Origin of the sequence: Mesorhizobium sp. SP-1A, from assembly GCF_032460275.1 — a bacterium.
Classification (GTDB): Bacteria; Pseudomonadota; Alphaproteobacteria; order Rhizobiales; family Rhizobiaceae; genus Mesorhizobium.
Window position 1 is genome coordinate 213,643 of record NZ_JAVXZD010000003.1, and the last position, 14,802, is coordinate 228,444.

Annotated in this window: 15 protein-coding genes; all 15 read right to left on the reverse strand. The window is 64.2% G+C overall.

Annotated elements, in window-relative coordinates:
* Window positions 1–2: 2 nt before the first annotated feature.
* The 15 genes from QU595_RS16000 to QU595_RS16070 all read right to left on the reverse strand — a co-directional run bounded on the left by QU595_RS16000 (window position 3) and on the right by QU595_RS16070 (window position 14,741).
* Window positions 3–1,508 carry an NADH-quinone oxidoreductase subunit M gene (locus tag QU595_RS16000; RefSeq protein ID WP_315923647.1) on the reverse strand — a complete coding sequence of 502 codons (1,506 nt, stop codon included), beginning with the start codon at window positions 1,506–1,508 and terminating at the stop codon, window positions 3–5.
* A complete protein-coding gene (gene nuoL, locus QU595_RS16005; protein WP_315923649.1) occupies window positions 1,505–3,478 on the reverse strand; it encodes an NADH-quinone oxidoreductase subunit L in 1,974 nt (657 codons plus the stop codon). Before nuoL ends, QU595_RS16000 begins: the two co-directional genes overlap by 4 nt.
* 12 nt (window positions 3,479–3,490) lie before the next feature.
* Window positions 3,491–3,799, reverse strand: coding sequence for an NADH-quinone oxidoreductase subunit NuoK (nuoK, locus tag QU595_RS16010; RefSeq protein WP_315923651.1), 309 nt, complete (start codon window positions 3,797–3,799; stop codon window positions 3,491–3,493).
* A 1-nt stretch (window position 3,800) separates the two neighbouring features.
* Window positions 3,801–4,421, reverse strand: a complete 621-nt coding sequence (locus tag QU595_RS16015; protein ID WP_315923652.1) for an NADH-quinone oxidoreductase subunit J — start codon at window positions 4,419–4,421, stop codon at window positions 3,801–3,803.
* 225 nt (window positions 4,422–4,646) lie between these two features.
* Complete coding sequence (gene nuoI / locus QU595_RS16020; protein ID WP_315923654.1) at window positions 4,647–5,138, reverse strand: NADH-quinone oxidoreductase subunit NuoI; 492 nt, start codon at window positions 5,136–5,138, stop codon at window positions 4,647–4,649.
* Complete coding sequence (nuoH, locus tag QU595_RS16025) at window positions 5,138–6,181, reverse strand: NADH-quinone oxidoreductase subunit NuoH (RefSeq protein WP_315923656.1); 1,044 nt, start codon at window positions 6,179–6,181, stop codon at window positions 5,138–5,140. Before nuoH ends, nuoI begins: the two co-directional genes overlap by 1 nt.
* Window positions 6,182–6,191: 10 nt before the next feature.
* Window positions 6,192–8,273 carry an NADH-quinone oxidoreductase subunit NuoG gene (gene nuoG / locus QU595_RS16030; protein WP_315923658.1) on the reverse strand — a complete coding sequence of 694 codons (2,082 nt, stop codon included), beginning with the start codon at window positions 8,271–8,273 and terminating at the stop codon, window positions 6,192–6,194.
* 70 nt (window positions 8,274–8,343) lie between these two features.
* Window positions 8,344–8,955, reverse strand: coding sequence for an NADH-ubiquinone dehydrogenase (locus tag QU595_RS16035; RefSeq protein WP_315923660.1), 612 nt, complete (start codon window positions 8,953–8,955; stop codon window positions 8,344–8,346).
* 29 nt (window positions 8,956–8,984) lie between these two features.
* On the reverse strand, window positions 8,985–10,289 hold the full coding sequence (gene nuoF / locus QU595_RS16040) for an NADH-quinone oxidoreductase subunit NuoF (RefSeq protein WP_315923662.1): 1,305 nt from the start codon (window positions 10,287–10,289) through the stop codon (window positions 8,985–8,987).
* Between the two features lie 9 nt (window positions 10,290–10,298).
* Complete coding sequence (locus QU595_RS16045; protein ID WP_315923664.1) at window positions 10,299–11,537, reverse strand: NADH-quinone oxidoreductase subunit E; 1,239 nt, start codon at window positions 11,535–11,537, stop codon at window positions 10,299–10,301.
* Window positions 11,537–12,727 (reverse strand): NADH-quinone oxidoreductase subunit D, encoded by a 1,191-nt coding sequence (locus QU595_RS16050; protein ID WP_315923666.1) that lies wholly within the window; start codon window positions 12,725–12,727, stop codon window positions 11,537–11,539. Before QU595_RS16050 ends, QU595_RS16045 begins: the two co-directional genes overlap by 1 nt.
* A 52-nt stretch (window positions 12,728–12,779) precedes the next feature.
* On the reverse strand, window positions 12,780–13,160 hold the full coding sequence (locus tag QU595_RS16055; RefSeq protein WP_315923668.1) for a four helix bundle protein: 381 nt from the start codon (window positions 13,158–13,160) through the stop codon (window positions 12,780–12,782).
* Between the two features lie 34 nt (window positions 13,161–13,194).
* Window positions 13,195–13,797 carry an NADH-quinone oxidoreductase subunit C gene (locus QU595_RS16060; RefSeq protein ID WP_315923670.1) on the reverse strand — a complete coding sequence of 201 codons (603 nt, stop codon included), beginning with the start codon at window positions 13,795–13,797 and terminating at the stop codon, window positions 13,195–13,197.
* Between the two features lie 6 nt (window positions 13,798–13,803).
* The gene (locus QU595_RS16065) at window positions 13,804–14,385 is read right to left on the reverse strand and encodes an NADH-quinone oxidoreductase subunit B family protein (protein WP_315923672.1); all 582 of its coding nucleotides are present in this window, start codon (window positions 14,383–14,385) and stop codon (window positions 13,804–13,806) included.
* Window positions 14,376–14,741 (reverse strand): NADH-quinone oxidoreductase subunit A, encoded by a 366-nt coding sequence (locus QU595_RS16070; RefSeq protein ID WP_315923674.1) that lies wholly within the window; start codon window positions 14,739–14,741, stop codon window positions 14,376–14,378. The genes QU595_RS16065 and QU595_RS16070 overlap by 10 nt, the downstream gene beginning before the upstream one ends.
* Between the last annotated feature and the right edge of the window lie 61 nt (window positions 14,742–14,802).

The window sequence follows — 14,802 nt, forward strand, 5'->3', positions numbered from 1 at the left end:
GGTCAGTTCGCCGACGCTGTCTGCGCGGACTGTATGGATGCGGTGACGTGGGTGACGAGCGACTTCACCGACTGCGCCGTCGCGTCGAAGATCGGCGCGGGATAGACGCCGAAGAAGATGGTGAGCACGACCAGCGGGTAGATCACCGCCTTCTCGCGAGCGGAAAGGTCGAGCAGGCCCTTCAGGCTATCCTTGGTGAGCGCGCCGAGGGCGACCTTGCGATACAGCCACAGCGCATATGCCGCGGACAGGATCACGCCGGTCGCGGCGAAGAACGCCACCCAGGTGTTGACCTTGAACACGCCCAGCATGGTCAGGAACTCGCCGATGAAGCCGCTGGTGCCCGGCAGGCCGACATTGGCCATGGTGAAGATCAGGAACACGGTGGCGTATTTGGGCATGTTGTTGACCAGCCCGCCATAGGCGGCGATCTCACGCGTGTGCATGCGGTCGTAGATGACCCCGACGCACAGGAACAGCGCGCCGGAAACCAGCCCGTGCGACAGCATCTGGAACAGCGAGCCCTGGATGCCTTCCTGGTTCATGGCGAAGATGCCCATCGTCACGAAGCCCATATGGGCGACGGAGGAATAGGCGATCAGCTTCTTCATGTCCTCCTGCATCAGCGCCACCAGCGAGGTGTAGATGATGGCCACCACCGAGAGCGTGAACACCAGCGGCGCGAACATTTCCGACGCCAGCGGGAACATCGGCAGCGAGAAGCGCAGGAAGCCGTATCCGCCCATCTTCAGGAGGATGCCCGCCAGGATGACCGAGCCGGCGGTTGGCGCCTCGACGTGCGCGTCCGGCAGCCAGGTGTGCACCGGCCACATCGGCATCTTCACCGCGAAGGAGGCGAAGAAGGCCAGCCACAGCCAGGTCTGCATATGCGCCGGGAAATTGTGGGACAACAGCGTGGTGATGTCGGTGGTGCCGGACTGGTAGAACATCGCCATGATGGCGAGCAGCATCAGCACCGAGCCGAGCAGCGTATAGAGGAAGAACTTGAACGAGGCGTAGACGCGCCGCTTGCCGCCCCACACGCCGATGATGATGAACATCGGGATCAGGCCGCCTTCGAAGAAGACGTAGAACAGCACGATGTCGAGCGCGCAGAACACGCCGATCATCAGCGTCTCGAGCAGCAGGAAGGCGATCATGTACGCCTTCACCCGGTTCTGGATCGAATCCCACGACGCCAGGATGCACAGCGGCATCAGGAATGTCGTCAGGATGACGAACAGCATGGAAATTCCGTCCACGCCCATATGGTAGGAAATGCCCGAATCCAGCCAGTCGTGCTTCTCGACGAACTGGAAGCCGGCCTGCGAATTGTCGAAGCCTGTCCAGATGAACAGCGACACGATGAAAGTCGCCACCGTCGCAAGCAGCGAGATCATGCGGATATTGCGGCGCGCGGCTTCGCTGTCGTCGCGGATCAGCAGGATCAGGACGACGCCGACCAGCGGCAGGAACGTGACCGTCGAGAGAATGGGCCAGTCGGTCATAGCATCATCCAGGTGACGAGTGCGGCAACGCCGATCAGCATGGCGAAGGCATAGTGGTAGAGATAGCCGGTCTGCAGCTTGACCACGCGGTTGGTGACATCCACCACGCGCGCGGAGACGCCGTCAGGTCCGAAGCCGTCGATGATCTTGCCGTCGCCGGTCTTCCACAGGAAGCGGCCGAGCCACTTCGCCGAGCGCACGAACAGGAAGTCGTACAGCTCGTCGAAATACCATTTGTTGAGCAGGAAGGCGTAGAGCCCGCGATGTTGCGCGGCAAGCGTCCTCGGCGTCTGCGGCGAGCGGATGTAGAAGACCCAGGCGACGTAGAGCCCTATGACCATCGCGACGAAGGGCGACAGTTCCACCCACAGCGGCACCTCGTGGATCTGGTGCAGGATGTGATTGTCGGGCAGCGTGAACAGCGAGGCCTTCCAGAATTCGGCATAGCCCTCGCCGATGAAGTAGTTGGCGAACAGCACGCCCGCGAACAACGCGCCGGCGGCCAACACGAACAGCGGCACCAGCATGACCGGCGGCGATTCGTGCACATGGTGCATCACGTCCTCGCTGGCGCGCGGCTCGCCGTGGAAGGTCATGAAGATCAGCCGCCAGGAATAGAAGGAAGTGAAGCAGGCCGCGACGACCAGCAGCACGAAGGCGAAGCCCGCTACCGCGTTATGGCCGATGAAGGATGCGGAGACGATGGCGTCCTTGGAGAAGAACCCGGCCGTGCCGATGACCGTGGCCGGGATGCCGACGCCCGTCAGCGCCAGCGTGCCGATGACCATCATCCAGTAGGTGGCCGGGATCAGCTTGCGCAGGCCCCCCATCTTGCGCATGTCCTGCTCGTCGGAAACGGCATGGATGACCGAGCCGGAACCCAGGAACAGCAGCGCCTTGAAGAAGGCATGCGTGAACAGGTGGAAGATCGCCGCGCCGTATGCGCCCACGCCCAGCGCCACGAACATGTAGCCGAGCTGCGAGCACGTCGAATAGGCGATGACGCGCTTGATGTCGTTCTGCACCAGGCCGACGGTCGCGGCGAAGAAGGCAGTGATCGCGCCGATGAAGGTCACGACGGTGAGCGCCGAATGCGACAGCTCGAAGAGCGGCGAAAGGCGGGCCAGCATGAACACGCCGGCCGTCACCATGGTCGCGGCGTGGATCAGCGCCGAGACCGGCGTCGGGCCTTCCATGGCGTCCGGCAGCCAGGTGTGCAGCGGCACCTGCGCCGACTTGCCCATGGCGCCCATGAAGAGAAGCAGACACACCACCGTCAGCGCGGCCGACTTGTCCAGCGCATGGCCGAGGAAGGTCAGCACCGCGGCACCCTCGGGCGCGCCCTCGGCAGGCAGGTAGGTCGCGGCGTTGGCGAAGATGGTGGTGAGGTTCACCGAGCCGAACAGCACGAACACGCCGAAGATGCCGAGCACGAAGCCGAAATCGCCGACGCGGTTGACGACGAAGGCCTTGATGGCGGCGGCGTTCGCGGACGGCTTCTTGTACCAGAAGCCGATCAGCAGATAGGAGGCGAGGCCCACGCCTTCCCAGCCGAAGAACATCTGCACCAGGTTCTCGGACGTCACCAGCATCAGCATGGCGAAGGTGAACAGCGACAGATAGGCGAAGAAGCGCGGCCGGCTGGGATCGTGGTGCATGTAGCCGATCGAATAGATATGGACCAGCGCCGACACGGTGTTGACCACCACCAGCATCACCACCGTCAGCGTGTCGATGCGCAGCGCCCACGACACGTCGATGCCGCCGGACTGGATCCAGCGCAGCACCGGAACGGTAAACACCTCGCCGGTGCCGAACGCGACCGTGAAGAAGGCGATCCACGACAGCACCGCCGAAACCACCAGCAAGCCGGAGGTGATGAATTCCGACGCCCTGGCGCCCAGCGAATTGCCGAACAGCCCGACGATCAGGAAGCCGATGAGAGGAAGGAAGACGATTGCCTGGTACATTTTTCTCTTCCGTCAGCCCTTCATCATGTTCACGTCTTCCACCGCGATCGAGCCACGGTTTCGGAAGAAGACGACGAGGATGGCCAGCCCGATCGCAGCCTCCGCGGCGGCGACCGTCAGCACGAACAGCGCGAACACCTGGCCGACCAGATCGCCCAGCGCGGCCGAGAAGGCCACGAAGTTGATGTTGACCGAAAGCAGGATCAGCTCGATCGACATCAGGATGACGATGACGTTCTTGCGGTTCAGGAAGATGCCGAACACGCCGAAGGTGAACAGCAGCGCCGAAACGGTCAGATAATGCGCGATGCCGACGGTCATCTCAGATGCCCTTTCCCGTCTCGACCTTCTTGATTTCGATCGCCGTGGCCGGCGTGCGGCCGACCTGTGCCGGGATGGACTGGCGCTTGACGCCCGGCTTGTGGCGCAGCGTCAGCACGATGGCGCCGATCATCGCCACCAGCAGGACAAGGCCGGCGACTTCGAAATAGAACAAATAGTCCGTATAGAGGATGTCGCCGAGCGCGGCCGTGTTGGAACGCGTCGCGATATCGGGCGTCGGCTGCGCAATGACGGAGGAAAGCTGCGGCGCGAAGGCATAACCGCCCAGCACCACGATCAACTCGGCCGCCAGCACCAGTCCGACCAGCGCGCCGATCGGGGCGTACTGCAAGGCGCCGCTCTTCAGTTCGGCGAAATCGACGTCGAGCATCATCACCACGAACAGGAACAGCACCATGACCGCGCCGACATAGACGACGAGCAGGATCATCGCCAGGAACTCGGCGCCGGTGAGCAGGAACAATCCGGCCGCGTTGAAGAACGTCAGGATCAGGAACAGCACCGAATGCACCGGGTTGCGCGACGAGATGACCATGAAGGCCGACGCCACGCCGACAAAGGCGAAGAGGTAGAAGAAGACCGCCTCTAATCCGTTCAACATTGGGATTCCCCAGGTTCCTTGCTCGATTCCCGGCCTTCCGGCCGCGAAACCGCGTGTTTCTTATCCAAGCGATAGCAAAACGTCTACGCGTAATGCCGTTGCTTACCCCTCATCCGACCCGCTTCGCTCGGCCGCCTTCTCCGGCAGGGGAGAAGGGAGAGCGCCCCTCCTTCTCCTTGCGGGAGAAGGTGTCGCCGAAGGCGACGGATGAGGACTGAATTCAAATCACCGGTACGGTGCGTCCAAAGCGATGTTGCGGGCGAGCTCGCGTTCCCAGCGGTCGCCGTTGGCCAGCAGCTTCGCCTTGTCGTAGTAAAGTTCCTCGCGCGTTTCCGTCGCGAACTCGAAATTCGGTCCCTCGACGATGGCGTCCACCGGGCAGGCTTCCTGGCAGAAGCCGCAATAGATGCACTTCACCATGTCGATGTCGTAGCGCACGGTGCGGCGCGTGCCGTCGTTGCGGCGCGGCCCGGCCTCGATGGTGATGGCCTGCGCCGGGCAGATCGCCTCGCACAGCTTGCACGCGATGCAGCGTTCCTCGCCGTTCGGATAACGGCGCAATGCGTGCTCGCCGCGGAAGCGTGGGCTGACCGGCCCCTTCTCGTGCGGATAGTTGATCGTTTCCTTGGGCGCGAAGAACTGCCTTACGCCGAGAAGATAACCGGCGACGATATCTTTCAGCAGCAGCGCCTTGGCGGCTTGGCCGAGAGCGGACATCACGCGAACCCCGCGATTTTGAGGAAGGCGGCCGTGGCCACGACCATGAACAGCGAGATCGGCAGGAAGACCTTCCAGCCCAGCCGCATGAGCTGGTCGTAGCGGTAGCGCGGCAGGACCGCCTTCGCCATGGAGAAGATGAAGAACACGAAGCAAACCTTGAGCACGAACCAGATCAGGCCCGGCACCCAGGTGAACGGCGCCATGTCGAGCGGCGGAAGCCACCCGCCCAGGAACAGGATCGTGGTCAGGGCGCACATCAGCACCACGGCGACATATTCGCCGAGGAAGAACAGCAGGAACGGCGTCGAGGAATATTCGACCATGTGGCCAGCGACGAGCTCCGACTCGGCCTCGACCAGGTCGAAGGGCGGGCGGTTGGTCTCGGCCAGCGCCGAGATCATGAACACGATGAACATCGGGAACAGGCCGAGCCAATGCCAGTCGAGGAAGGAATTGGGCAGGCCGATGATGGTGCCCAGCCCGTCGCGCTGCGACAGCACGATGTCCTGCAGGTTCAGCGAGCCGACGCAGAGCAGCACGGTGACGATGACGAAGCCGATCGAGACCTCGTAGGACACCATCTGCGCCGCCGAGCGCAGCGCGCCGAGGAACGGATATTTCGAGTTCGACGCCCAGCCGCCCATGATGACGCCATAGACCTCCAGCGAGGAGATGGCGAAGACATAGAGGATGCCGACATTGATGTTGGCGATCGCCCAGTTCTCGCTGACCGGGATCACCGCCCAGGCAGAGATCGCCAGCACCGCCGAGACCAGCGGGGCCAGCAGGAACACGCCCTTGTTGGCGCCGGAGGGGATGACCGGCTCCTTGAACACGAACTTGAACAGGTCGGCGAAGGCCTGGAACAGGCCCCACGGCCCCACCACGTTGGGGCCGCGCCGCAACTGCACGGCCGCCCAGATCTTGCGGTCGGCGTAGAGGATGTAAGCCACGAAGATCAGCAGCACCACGATGAGCACGACCGATTTCAGCAGGATCAGAAGCGCCGGCAGCACGTAGAAGGAAAAGAAGCTGTCCATGTCCCCGTCCCTACTCCGCGGCCTGCTTGAAGCCAACCTTGGCCAGCGCCGAGCACTCGGCCATCACCGCCGACGCGCGCGCGATCGGGTTGGTGAGATAGAAATCCTTGACCGGCGAGACGAAGGCGCCCTTGCCGAGCCGTCCGCCGAGCTTCGCCACGCTGGAAAGATCGGCCGCGTTGCCGGCTTCGATCTTGTCGATGCGGGCCAGATACGGGAACTCGCCATAAAGCTTTGCCCGAAGCTGCACCAGCGAATCGAACGGCAGGCGATGGCCGAGCACGTCCGAAAGCGCTCTCAGGATCGCCCAGTCCTCGCGCGCGTCGCCGGGGGCGAAGCCTGCGCGGTTGGTCATCTGCACGCGGCCTTCGGTGTTCACATAGGTGCCCGACTTCTCGGTGTAGGCCGAAGCCGGCAGGATGACGTCGGCGCGATGCGCGCCCGCGTCGCCATGCGTGCCGATATAGACCACGCAGCCGGCGGAGACCCTGGCCATGTCGATCTCGTCCGCGCCGAGCAGGAACAGCACGTCGCTGTCGGCCATCATGCCGGCAACATCCTTGCCGCCCTCGCCCGGCACGAAGCCGATGTCGAGGCCGCCGACGCGCGCAGCCGCATTGTGCAGCACGGCAAAGCCGTTCCAGTCCGGCGTGACCGCGCCCACGGCGGCGGCGAGCTTGGCCGCCAGCCCGAGCACCGCGGCGCCGTCGCCCCGCGCCAGCGCGCCCTGGCCGACGATGATCAGCGGCCGGGAAGCCTTCTTGAGCGCCTGGAAAAACTTGCCGTTGCCTTCGGCAAGGTCCTTCAGCGTTTCAGGCCCGGCGCCGAGCTGCTCGTAGTCGTAGCGCAGGTCGCCCATCTCGCCGATGACGCCGATGGGCAGCGGCCCGGCGCGGAAGCGCTTGCGGATGCGCGTGTTGAGCACCGAAGCCTCGAAACGCGGATTGGCGCCGATGATCAGCACCGCGTCGGCATCCTCGATGCGCTCGATGCTCGGGTTGAAGATATAGCTTGCCCGTCCGAGCGACGGGTCGAGCGCCGCGCCGTCCTGGCGGCAATCGATGTTCCTGGAGCCGAGCGCCTGCATCAGCAGCTTCAGCGCATACATCTCCTCGACCGCCGCGAGATCGCCCGCGATGGCGCCGATCCTGTCGGCGGGAGCCTTCGAGACCGCTTCCTTGATGGCCGCGAACGCCTCGGCCCAGCTTGCCTGCACCAGACGGCCGCCGCGGCGCACATAGGGCCGGTCGAGCCGCTGCGTGCGCAGGCCGTCCCAGATGAAGCGGGTCTTGTCGGAGATCCACTCCTCGTTCACCGCGTCATTGTTGCGCGGCATGATGCGCATGACTTCGCGGCCGCGCGAATCCACGCGGATGGCCGAGCCGACGGCGTCCATCACGTCGATGGATTCGGTCTTGCTCAGTTCCCACGGCCGCGCCGTGAAGGCGAAGGGCTTCGAGGTCAGCGCGCCGACCGGGCAGAGGTCGATGACGTTGCCCTGCAATTCGGAGGTCATCGCCTGTTCGAGATAGGTGGTGATCTCGGCATCCTCGCCGCGGCCGATCAGGCCAAGCTCGGAAATGCCGGCGACTTCCGTGGTGAAGCGGACGCAGCGCGTGCAGTGGATGCAGCGCGTCATGATCGTCTTGACCAGCGGGCCGATATATTTGTCCTCGACCGCGCGCTTGTTTTCCTTGTAGCGCGAGGAATCCATGCCGAAGGCCATGGCCTGGTCCTGCAGGTCGCATTCGCCGCCCTGGTCGCAGATCGGGCAATCCAGCGGATGGTTGATGAGCAGGAATTCCATCACGCCTTCGCGGGCCTTCTTGACCATCGGCGTGTTGGTGAAGATCTCCGGCGTTTCGCCGTTCGGGCCGGGACGCAGGTCGCGCACGCCCATGGCGCAGGACGCCTGCGGCTTGGGCGGCCCGCCCTTCACCTCGATGAGGCACATGCGGCAGTTGCCGGCGATCGACAGCCGCTCGTGGAAGCAGAAACGCGGCACTTCCGCGCCCGCCACCTCCGCCGCCTGAAGCAGCGTGTAGTAATCGGGCACCTCGATCTCGTTTCCGTCGACCTTCAGCTTTGCCATGTCGCTTCGAACCCCTGCGGAAATCCCGCAATTCCTTTGCGTCGCGGAACGATCCGCGCCGACGATAAATTCAATTTTCCTGCCCGCTCCGGACCAGGGCCGCCGCCTGCTCCACCCAGCCGTCGCGCCCGACCCGGCCGCCGAGACCGAAATGCTCGTCCACCCAGCCCGCTTCCTGAAGCGTCCATGCCGCGATCTGGCGATAGCTCCAGATACCGATGCCGTTCAGCACGGCTTCCAGCTTCGGACCGATCCCTGAAATCGCCTTCAGGTCGTCCGGCACGTCCGGCCGCGCCAAGGATTTCGGCTGCCACAGATGGTGCGCCGTCGCCGCAGGCATCGCAGCCGGGCTGGCCTCCGCGGCCGCACGCGCTTCCGCCTGCGCCTTTTCCATCAGCGCCTTGGCCCTAGCCCGCGCCTTGTCGAGCGTCGAATCGAACGCGCGCGCCGTAGTCACGACGGGCATGTTCGTCGCGGCCGGCCGCAACAGGCGCTGCGAAGCTTCCGCGGCGCCGTTCATCGCGCCCATCCAGGCCCCCAGCACATGGCTGAAGAGACCGTAGCCGAGCGCCGACATGGCCGCCGCCCCCGCCACCGGGTGCGCGAGCATGTTGACGGCGCCGGCCATCTCGGCCGGGACCATGCCGTTCAGCGTCTCTTGCATCGTCTCGAAATCGTTCATCGCTCCGCAGCCGTCGACCCGCTTCGTTCCTACTCGGCCGCGGCGAGCACCGGCTCCACCCGGTGCGCGTTGCGGCTGAATTCGTCTATGCGGCGTTCGATCTCCGGCCGGAAATTGCGGATCAGGCCCTGGATCGGCCATGCCGCCGCGTCGCCGAGCGCGCAGATCGTGTGGCCCTCGACCTGCTTGGTGACGTCGAGCAGCATGTCGATCTCGGACTTCCGCGCCTCGCCGCGCACCAGCCGCTCCATCACCCGCCACATCCAGCCGGTACCCTCGCGGCATGGCGTGCACTGGCCGCAGCTTTCGTGCTTGAAGAAATAGGACAGCCGCGCGATCGCCTTCACGATGTCGGTCGACTTGTCCATGATGATCACGGCCGCCGTGCCGAAGGACGACTTCAGGTCGCGCATGCCGTCGAAATCCATATGCGCGTCGAGGATGTCCTCGCCCTTCACCACCGGACACGACGCGCCGCCGGGGATGACCGCCAGCAGATTGTCCCAACCGCCGCGGATGCCGCCGCCATGTTCCTCGACCAGCTCGCGGAAGGTGATGCCCATGGCCTCTTCGACCACGCAAGGCGTGTTGACGTGCCCGACGAGCATGAAGAGCTTGGTGCCGACATTGTTCGGGCGTCCGATCGATGAGAACCAGGCTGCGCCCCGGCGCAGGATGGTCGGCGCCACGGCGATGGATTCGACGTTGTTGACCGTCGTCGGGCAGCCATACAGGCCGACATTCGCCGGGAACGGCGGCTTCAGCCGCGGCTGGCCCTTCTTGCCTTCCAGGCTTTCCAGCAGCGCCGTCTCCTCGCCGCAGATATAGGCGCCCGCGCCGTGATGGACGTAGATGTCGAAATCGTAGCCGTTGAGGTTGTTCTTGCCGATCAGCCTGGCGTCATAGGCTTCGTCGATGGCGCGCTGCAGCGCCTCGCGCTCGCGGATGAACTCGCCGCGCACATAGATGTAGGCAGCCACCGCGCCCATGGCGAAACCGGCCAGCAGGCAGCCCTCGACCAGCGTGTGCGGGTCGTGGCGCATGATCTCGCGGTCCTTGCAGGTGCCGGGCTCCGACTCGTCGGCGTTCACCACGAGGTAGGACGGGCGGCCGTCGCTCTGCTTGGGCATGAACGACCATTTCAACCCGGTCGGGAAGCCGGCGCCGCCGCGGCCGCGCAGGCCGGACGCCTTCATCTCGTTGATGATCCAGTCACGGCCCTTGGCGACGATGTCGGCCGTGCCGTCCCAGCAGCCGCGCGACATGGCGCCCTTCAGCGACTTGTCGAAGCGGCCGTAGATATTCTTGAAGATGCGGTCCTTGTCCTGAAGCATTTTCGTCCCTCAGACCGGCTTCTTGCCGAACACGCGGATGTATTCCTCGACGCCGCCCTTGGCCAGCGCCTTGGCCTGCTTGACCCAGTCCTCGCGCTCGATGCGGCCGTGGAAGTTCAGATAGGCGTCCACCCAGGCGCGCTCGGCCTTCTTCCACGACGCGACCTGCGCGAAGGTATAGATGCCGATTTCGTGCAGGATCGCCTCGTTCTTCGGCCCGACGCCGGAAATCAGCTTGAGATCGTCGACCGCGGCAGGCTTTTCGATGCCCTTGGGCCGGTCCTTGTGGTCCAGCGAGGGCTTCGCGGCCTTGGCCGCCTTCCCGCCCGGGCCGATCGGCTCGCCCTTGAGCATCTCCGGGGCCTTGTAGGCGGACGCGGGAGCATTCGATTCCAGGGGGCCGCTGCGCTGCCTGCCCTTTTCCGCTCCCGTCGCCGGCTCGGCCTTGTTGGCCTTGCGGGCATCGAACGCGGGCGCGAAGGACGCACCCTCGGAGCCGGATTTGGGCGGCGCGGCCGGCGTCTTCAGCGTCGGATTGGTTTCCGCCTTGTCGGTCCTCGCCCGGGCCGCGTTCGACGGCGGCACCTCGGCGGCCTTGGCCCCCTTCCGTCCCTTGCCGTTCGACTGCAGAAGCGCCTTTTCATCCTTCAGCGAGGTGAACCCGCCGACCGGAGCCGAATAGAACCGGTCCGTCTGCGGGCCGGGCTCGATCGTGTCGCCCCTGCCGGCCTCGAAGGCGTCGATGATCTCGGCCAGCCGCTCCGGCGTGAGGTCCTCGTAGGTGTCCTTGAAGATCATCACCATGGGCGCGTTGACGCAGGCGCCGAGGCATTCGACCTCCTCCCACGACAGCGTCCCGTCCTCATTGGTGTGGAACTGCTCGGGATTGATCTTCGAGCGGCACACGTCCATCAGTTCGCCAGCGCCGCGGATCATGCAGGGCGTGGTGCCGCAGACCTGGATGTGGGCGCGCGTGCCGACCGGCTTGAGCTGGTATTGCGTGTAGAAGGTCGCGACCTCCAGCCCGCGGATATAGGGCATTTCCAGCATGTCGCAGACAGTCTCGATGGCCGCCCTGGTCACCCAGCCCTCCTGCTCCTGCGCGATCATGAGCAGCGGGATGATGGCCGACTGCTGCCGGCCCCTGGGATATTTTGCGATCCATTTCTTCGCAGCCGCCGCATTCTCCTTGCTGAAGGCGAAGCTGGCCGGCTGGATGCTGGCATCTGCGAGACGGCGAACAGACATTAGCGGTCGACCTCACCGAACACGATATCGAGGGAGCCGAGGACGGCGGTCACATCGGCCAGCAGGTGGCCGCGGCACAGGAAATCCATGGCCTGCAAATGCGCGAAACCGGGCGCCCGCAGCTTGGAGCGATAGGGCTTGTTGCTGCCGTCGGAAACCAGATAGACGCCGAACTCGCCCTTCGGCGCCTCGACCGCCGCATAGACCTCGCCGGCCGGCACCTTGTAGCCTTCGGTGTACAGCTTGAAGTGATGGATCAGCGCTTCCATGGAGCGCTTCATCTCGCCGCGCTTGGGCGGCACCACCTTGCCGTCCATGTTCGAGACGGGACCGGCGCTTTCCTTGCCCAGCAGCAGATCGATGCACTGGCGCATGATCTTCGCCGACTGCCGCATCTCCTCCATGCGGATGAGATAACGGTCGTAGCAATCGCCGTTCTTGCCGACGGGAATGTCGAAATCCAGCTCGGCATAGCATTCATAGGGCTGCGACTTGCGCAGGTCCCATGCCGCGCCGGAGCCGCGCACCATCACGCCCGAGAAACCCCATTTCCAGGCGTCTTCCAGCGAAATCACGCCGATGTCGGCATTGCGCTGCTTGAAGATGCGGTTCGGCGTCAAAAGCGCGTCGAGATCGTCGATCGACTTGAGGAACGGATCGATCCACTTGCCGATGTCCTCGATCAGCTTGGCCGGCAGGTCCTGATGCACGCCTCCGGGACGGAAATAGGCCGCGTGCATGCGGGAGCCCGAGGCGCGCTCGTAGAACACCATCAGCTTTTCGCGCTCGACGAAACCCCACAGCGGCGGCGTCAGCGCGCCGACGTCCATGGCCTGGGTCGTCACGTTGAGGATGTGCGACATGATGCGGCCGATCTCGGAGTAGAGCACCCGGATCAATTGCCCGCGCTTCGGCACCTCGATGCCCAGCAGCCGCTCGGTCGCGAGCGCGAAGGCATGCTCCTGGTTCATCGGCGCGCAATAGTCGAGCCGGTCGAGATACGGCACCGCCTGCAGGTAGGTCTTGTGCTCCATCAGCTTCTCGGTGCCGCGGTGCAGCAGGCCGATATGCGGATCGACGCGATCGACCACCTCGCCGTCCAGCTCCAGCACGAGGCGCAGAACGCCATGCGCCGCCGGATGTTGCGGCCCGAAGTTGATGTTGAAGTTGCGGACGGAATGCTCGGTCATGCAAATGACCTCCTGGGCAGTCGGCAATCGGCAGTCGGCAGTCGGATCACGATCATGCTCCTGCGTGTTGCACCGAACGGATCAGTCCTCGAAGCATCTTCCCTACCGCTTCCGCTCGATCCAGCCCAGGCTTCACGTCACCGGGCGACGCCATCTCTGTTTTCACCGCGAGCAAAAGATGTGTCTCAAGTTCCTTGAGCGATCCTTGCGCATTCTTGAGAAACTGAACGTAGCTACCCGCGCTCTCTCTGCCATAACCTTCGGCGATGTTGGCGGGGATGGATGCACCGGCACGGCGAATCTGTGAAGTCAAGCCGAAAACCTCCTCGCGCGGAAACGCGCGTGTCATCCGATAACACTCCGCCGCCAGTTCCATAGCTTCTTTCCACACCCTTAGATCACGATACGAGCGAATGGTATCGTCGTTCGCCATCCGATTGCCTACTGCCGATTGCCGATCTGCCGCATCACTGTTTCGCCTTTTCGTCGCCGGGCAGCACGTAGTCAGTGCCTTCCCAGGGCGAGAGGAAGTCGAAGTTGCGGAATTCCTGCTTGAGTTCCACCGGCTCGTAGATCACGCGCTTGGCCTCGTCGTCGTAGCGGACCTCGACGAACCCGGTCAGCGGGAAATCCTTGCGTAGCGGGTGGCCCTCGAAACCGTAGTCGGTCAGGATACGGCGGAGGTCCGGATGCCCGGAGAACAGGACGCCGTAGAGGTCATAGGTCTCGCGTTCGAACCAGTCGGCGCCAGGCCAGACGGACGTGACGGACGGCACCAGCGTGTTCTCGTCCGCCTGCACCTTGATCCTGACGCGCAGGTTTTGCGCGGGCGAGAGCAGGTGGTAGAGCACGTCGAAACGGCGCGCCCGGTACGGATAGTCGGCTCCGCAGACATCGATGATCGACACGAACCGGCACTTCTCGTCGTCGCGCAGGAAGGTGGCGACCTTGACGATATCGGCCGGCTCGACGGTGATCGTCAGCTCGCCATAGGCCAGCACGCTGTCGGTGACGACCGCACCGAGCTTTGCCGCGATATGCGCGGCGAGATCGTTCAGGGTTTCGCTCATGATCGCTTACCGCTCGATCGTACCGGTGCGGCGGATCTTCTTCTGCAGCAGAAGAAGGCCGTAAAGCAGCGCTTCCGCGCTCGGCGGGCAGCCCGGCACGTAAATATCCACCGGCACGACGCGGTCGCAGCCGCGCACCACGGAATAGGAGTAGTGATAGTAGCCGCCGCCATTGGCGCAGGAGCCCATGGAGATCACATAGCGCGGCTCCGGCATCTGGTCGTAGACCTTGCGCAGCGCCGGCGCCATCTTGTTGGTCAGCGTGCCGGCGACGATCATCACGTCGGACTGGCGCGGCGAGGCGCGCGGCGCGATGCCGAAGCGCTCGCTGTCGTAGCGCGGCATGGCCGAATGGATCATCTCCACCGCGCAGCAGGCGAGCCCGAACGTCATGTACATCAGCGAGCCGGTGCGCGCCCAGGTGATCAGGGACTCGACCGAGGTGACGAGGAAGCCCTTGTCGGCCAGTTCGCTGTTGATCTCGGCGAAATATGGATCGTCCGCCCCGAACGGCTTGCCGGTGCGGGGATCGAGAATGCCCTTCGGGCGCGGCGCGACGAGCGTGCCGGAATTGTCTTTCAATCCCATTCCAGCGCTCCCTTCTTCCACTCATAGATGAAGCCGATGGTCAGCACGGCAAGGAACACCATCATCGACCAGAAGCCCAGCATGCCGATCTTCCCGAAGGAAACCGCCCAGGGAAACAGGAACGCCACCTCCAGATCGAAGATGATGAACAGGATCGACACCAGATAGAAGCGGATGTCGAACTTCATGCGCGCATCGTCGAACGAATTGAAGCCGCACTCGTAAGCCGACAGCTTCTCCGGGTCGGGGTTGCGATACGCGATCACGAAAGGCGTGACGATCAGCGCCAGGCCGACGACCAGCGCAACCGCGATGAAGATGACGACAGGCAGATAAGAAACGAGGAGTGCGCCCATGCTGCGATTTCCGTTGGCGGCCGATCCGCCAGACTTAGCAGCAGGGGACCGGAATGCGGAA

Excerpts from the sequence above, each read along its gene's own strand:
- QU595_RS16000 (WP_315923647.1), bottom strand. The coding sequence starts at position 1,508 with ATGACCGACTGGCCCATTCTCTCGACGGTCACGTTCCTGCCGCTGGTC.
- nuoL (WP_315923649.1), bottom strand. The coding sequence starts at position 3,478 with ATGTACCAGGCAATCGTCTTCCTTCCTCTCATCGGCTTCCTGATCGTC.
- nuoK (WP_315923651.1), bottom strand. The coding sequence starts at position 3,799 with ATGACCGTCGGCATCGCGCATTATCTGACCGTTTCGGCGCTGCTGTTC.
- QU595_RS16015 (WP_315923652.1), bottom strand. The coding sequence starts at position 4,421 with ATGTTGAACGGATTAGAGGCGGTCTTCTTCTACCTCTTCGCCTTTGTC.
- nuoI (WP_315923654.1), bottom strand. The coding sequence starts at position 5,138 with ATGTCCGCTCTCGGCCAAGCCGCCAAGGCGCTGCTGCTGAAAGATATC.
- nuoH (WP_315923656.1), bottom strand. The coding sequence starts at position 6,181 with ATGGACAGCTTCTTTTCCTTCTACGTGCTGCCGGCGCTTCTGATCCTG.
- nuoG (WP_315923658.1), bottom strand. The coding sequence starts at position 8,273 with ATGGCAAAGCTGAAGGTCGACGGAAACGAGATCGAGGTGCCCGATTAC.
- QU595_RS16035 (WP_315923660.1), bottom strand. The coding sequence starts at position 8,955 with ATGAACGATTTCGAGACGATGCAAGAGACGCTGAACGGCATGGTCCCG.
- nuoF (WP_315923662.1), bottom strand. The coding sequence starts at position 10,289 with ATGCTTCAGGACAAGGACCGCATCTTCAAGAATATCTACGGCCGCTTC.
- QU595_RS16045 (WP_315923664.1), bottom strand. The coding sequence starts at position 11,537 with ATGTCTGTTCGCCGTCTCGCAGATGCCAGCATCCAGCCGGCCAGCTTC.
- QU595_RS16050 (WP_315923666.1), bottom strand. The coding sequence starts at position 12,727 with ATGACCGAGCATTCCGTCCGCAACTTCAACATCAACTTCGGGCCGCAA.
- QU595_RS16055 (WP_315923668.1), bottom strand. The coding sequence starts at position 13,160 with ATGGCGAACGACGATACCATTCGCTCGTATCGTGATCTAAGGGTGTGG.
- QU595_RS16060 (WP_315923670.1), bottom strand. The coding sequence starts at position 13,797 with ATGAGCGAAACCCTGAACGATCTCGCCGCGCATATCGCGGCAAAGCTC.
- QU595_RS16065 (WP_315923672.1), bottom strand. The coding sequence starts at position 14,385 with ATGGGATTGAAAGACAATTCCGGCACGCTCGTCGCGCCGCGCCCGAAG.
- QU595_RS16070 (WP_315923674.1), bottom strand. The coding sequence starts at position 14,741 with ATGGGCGCACTCCTCGTTTCTTATCTGCCTGTCGTCATCTTCATCGCG.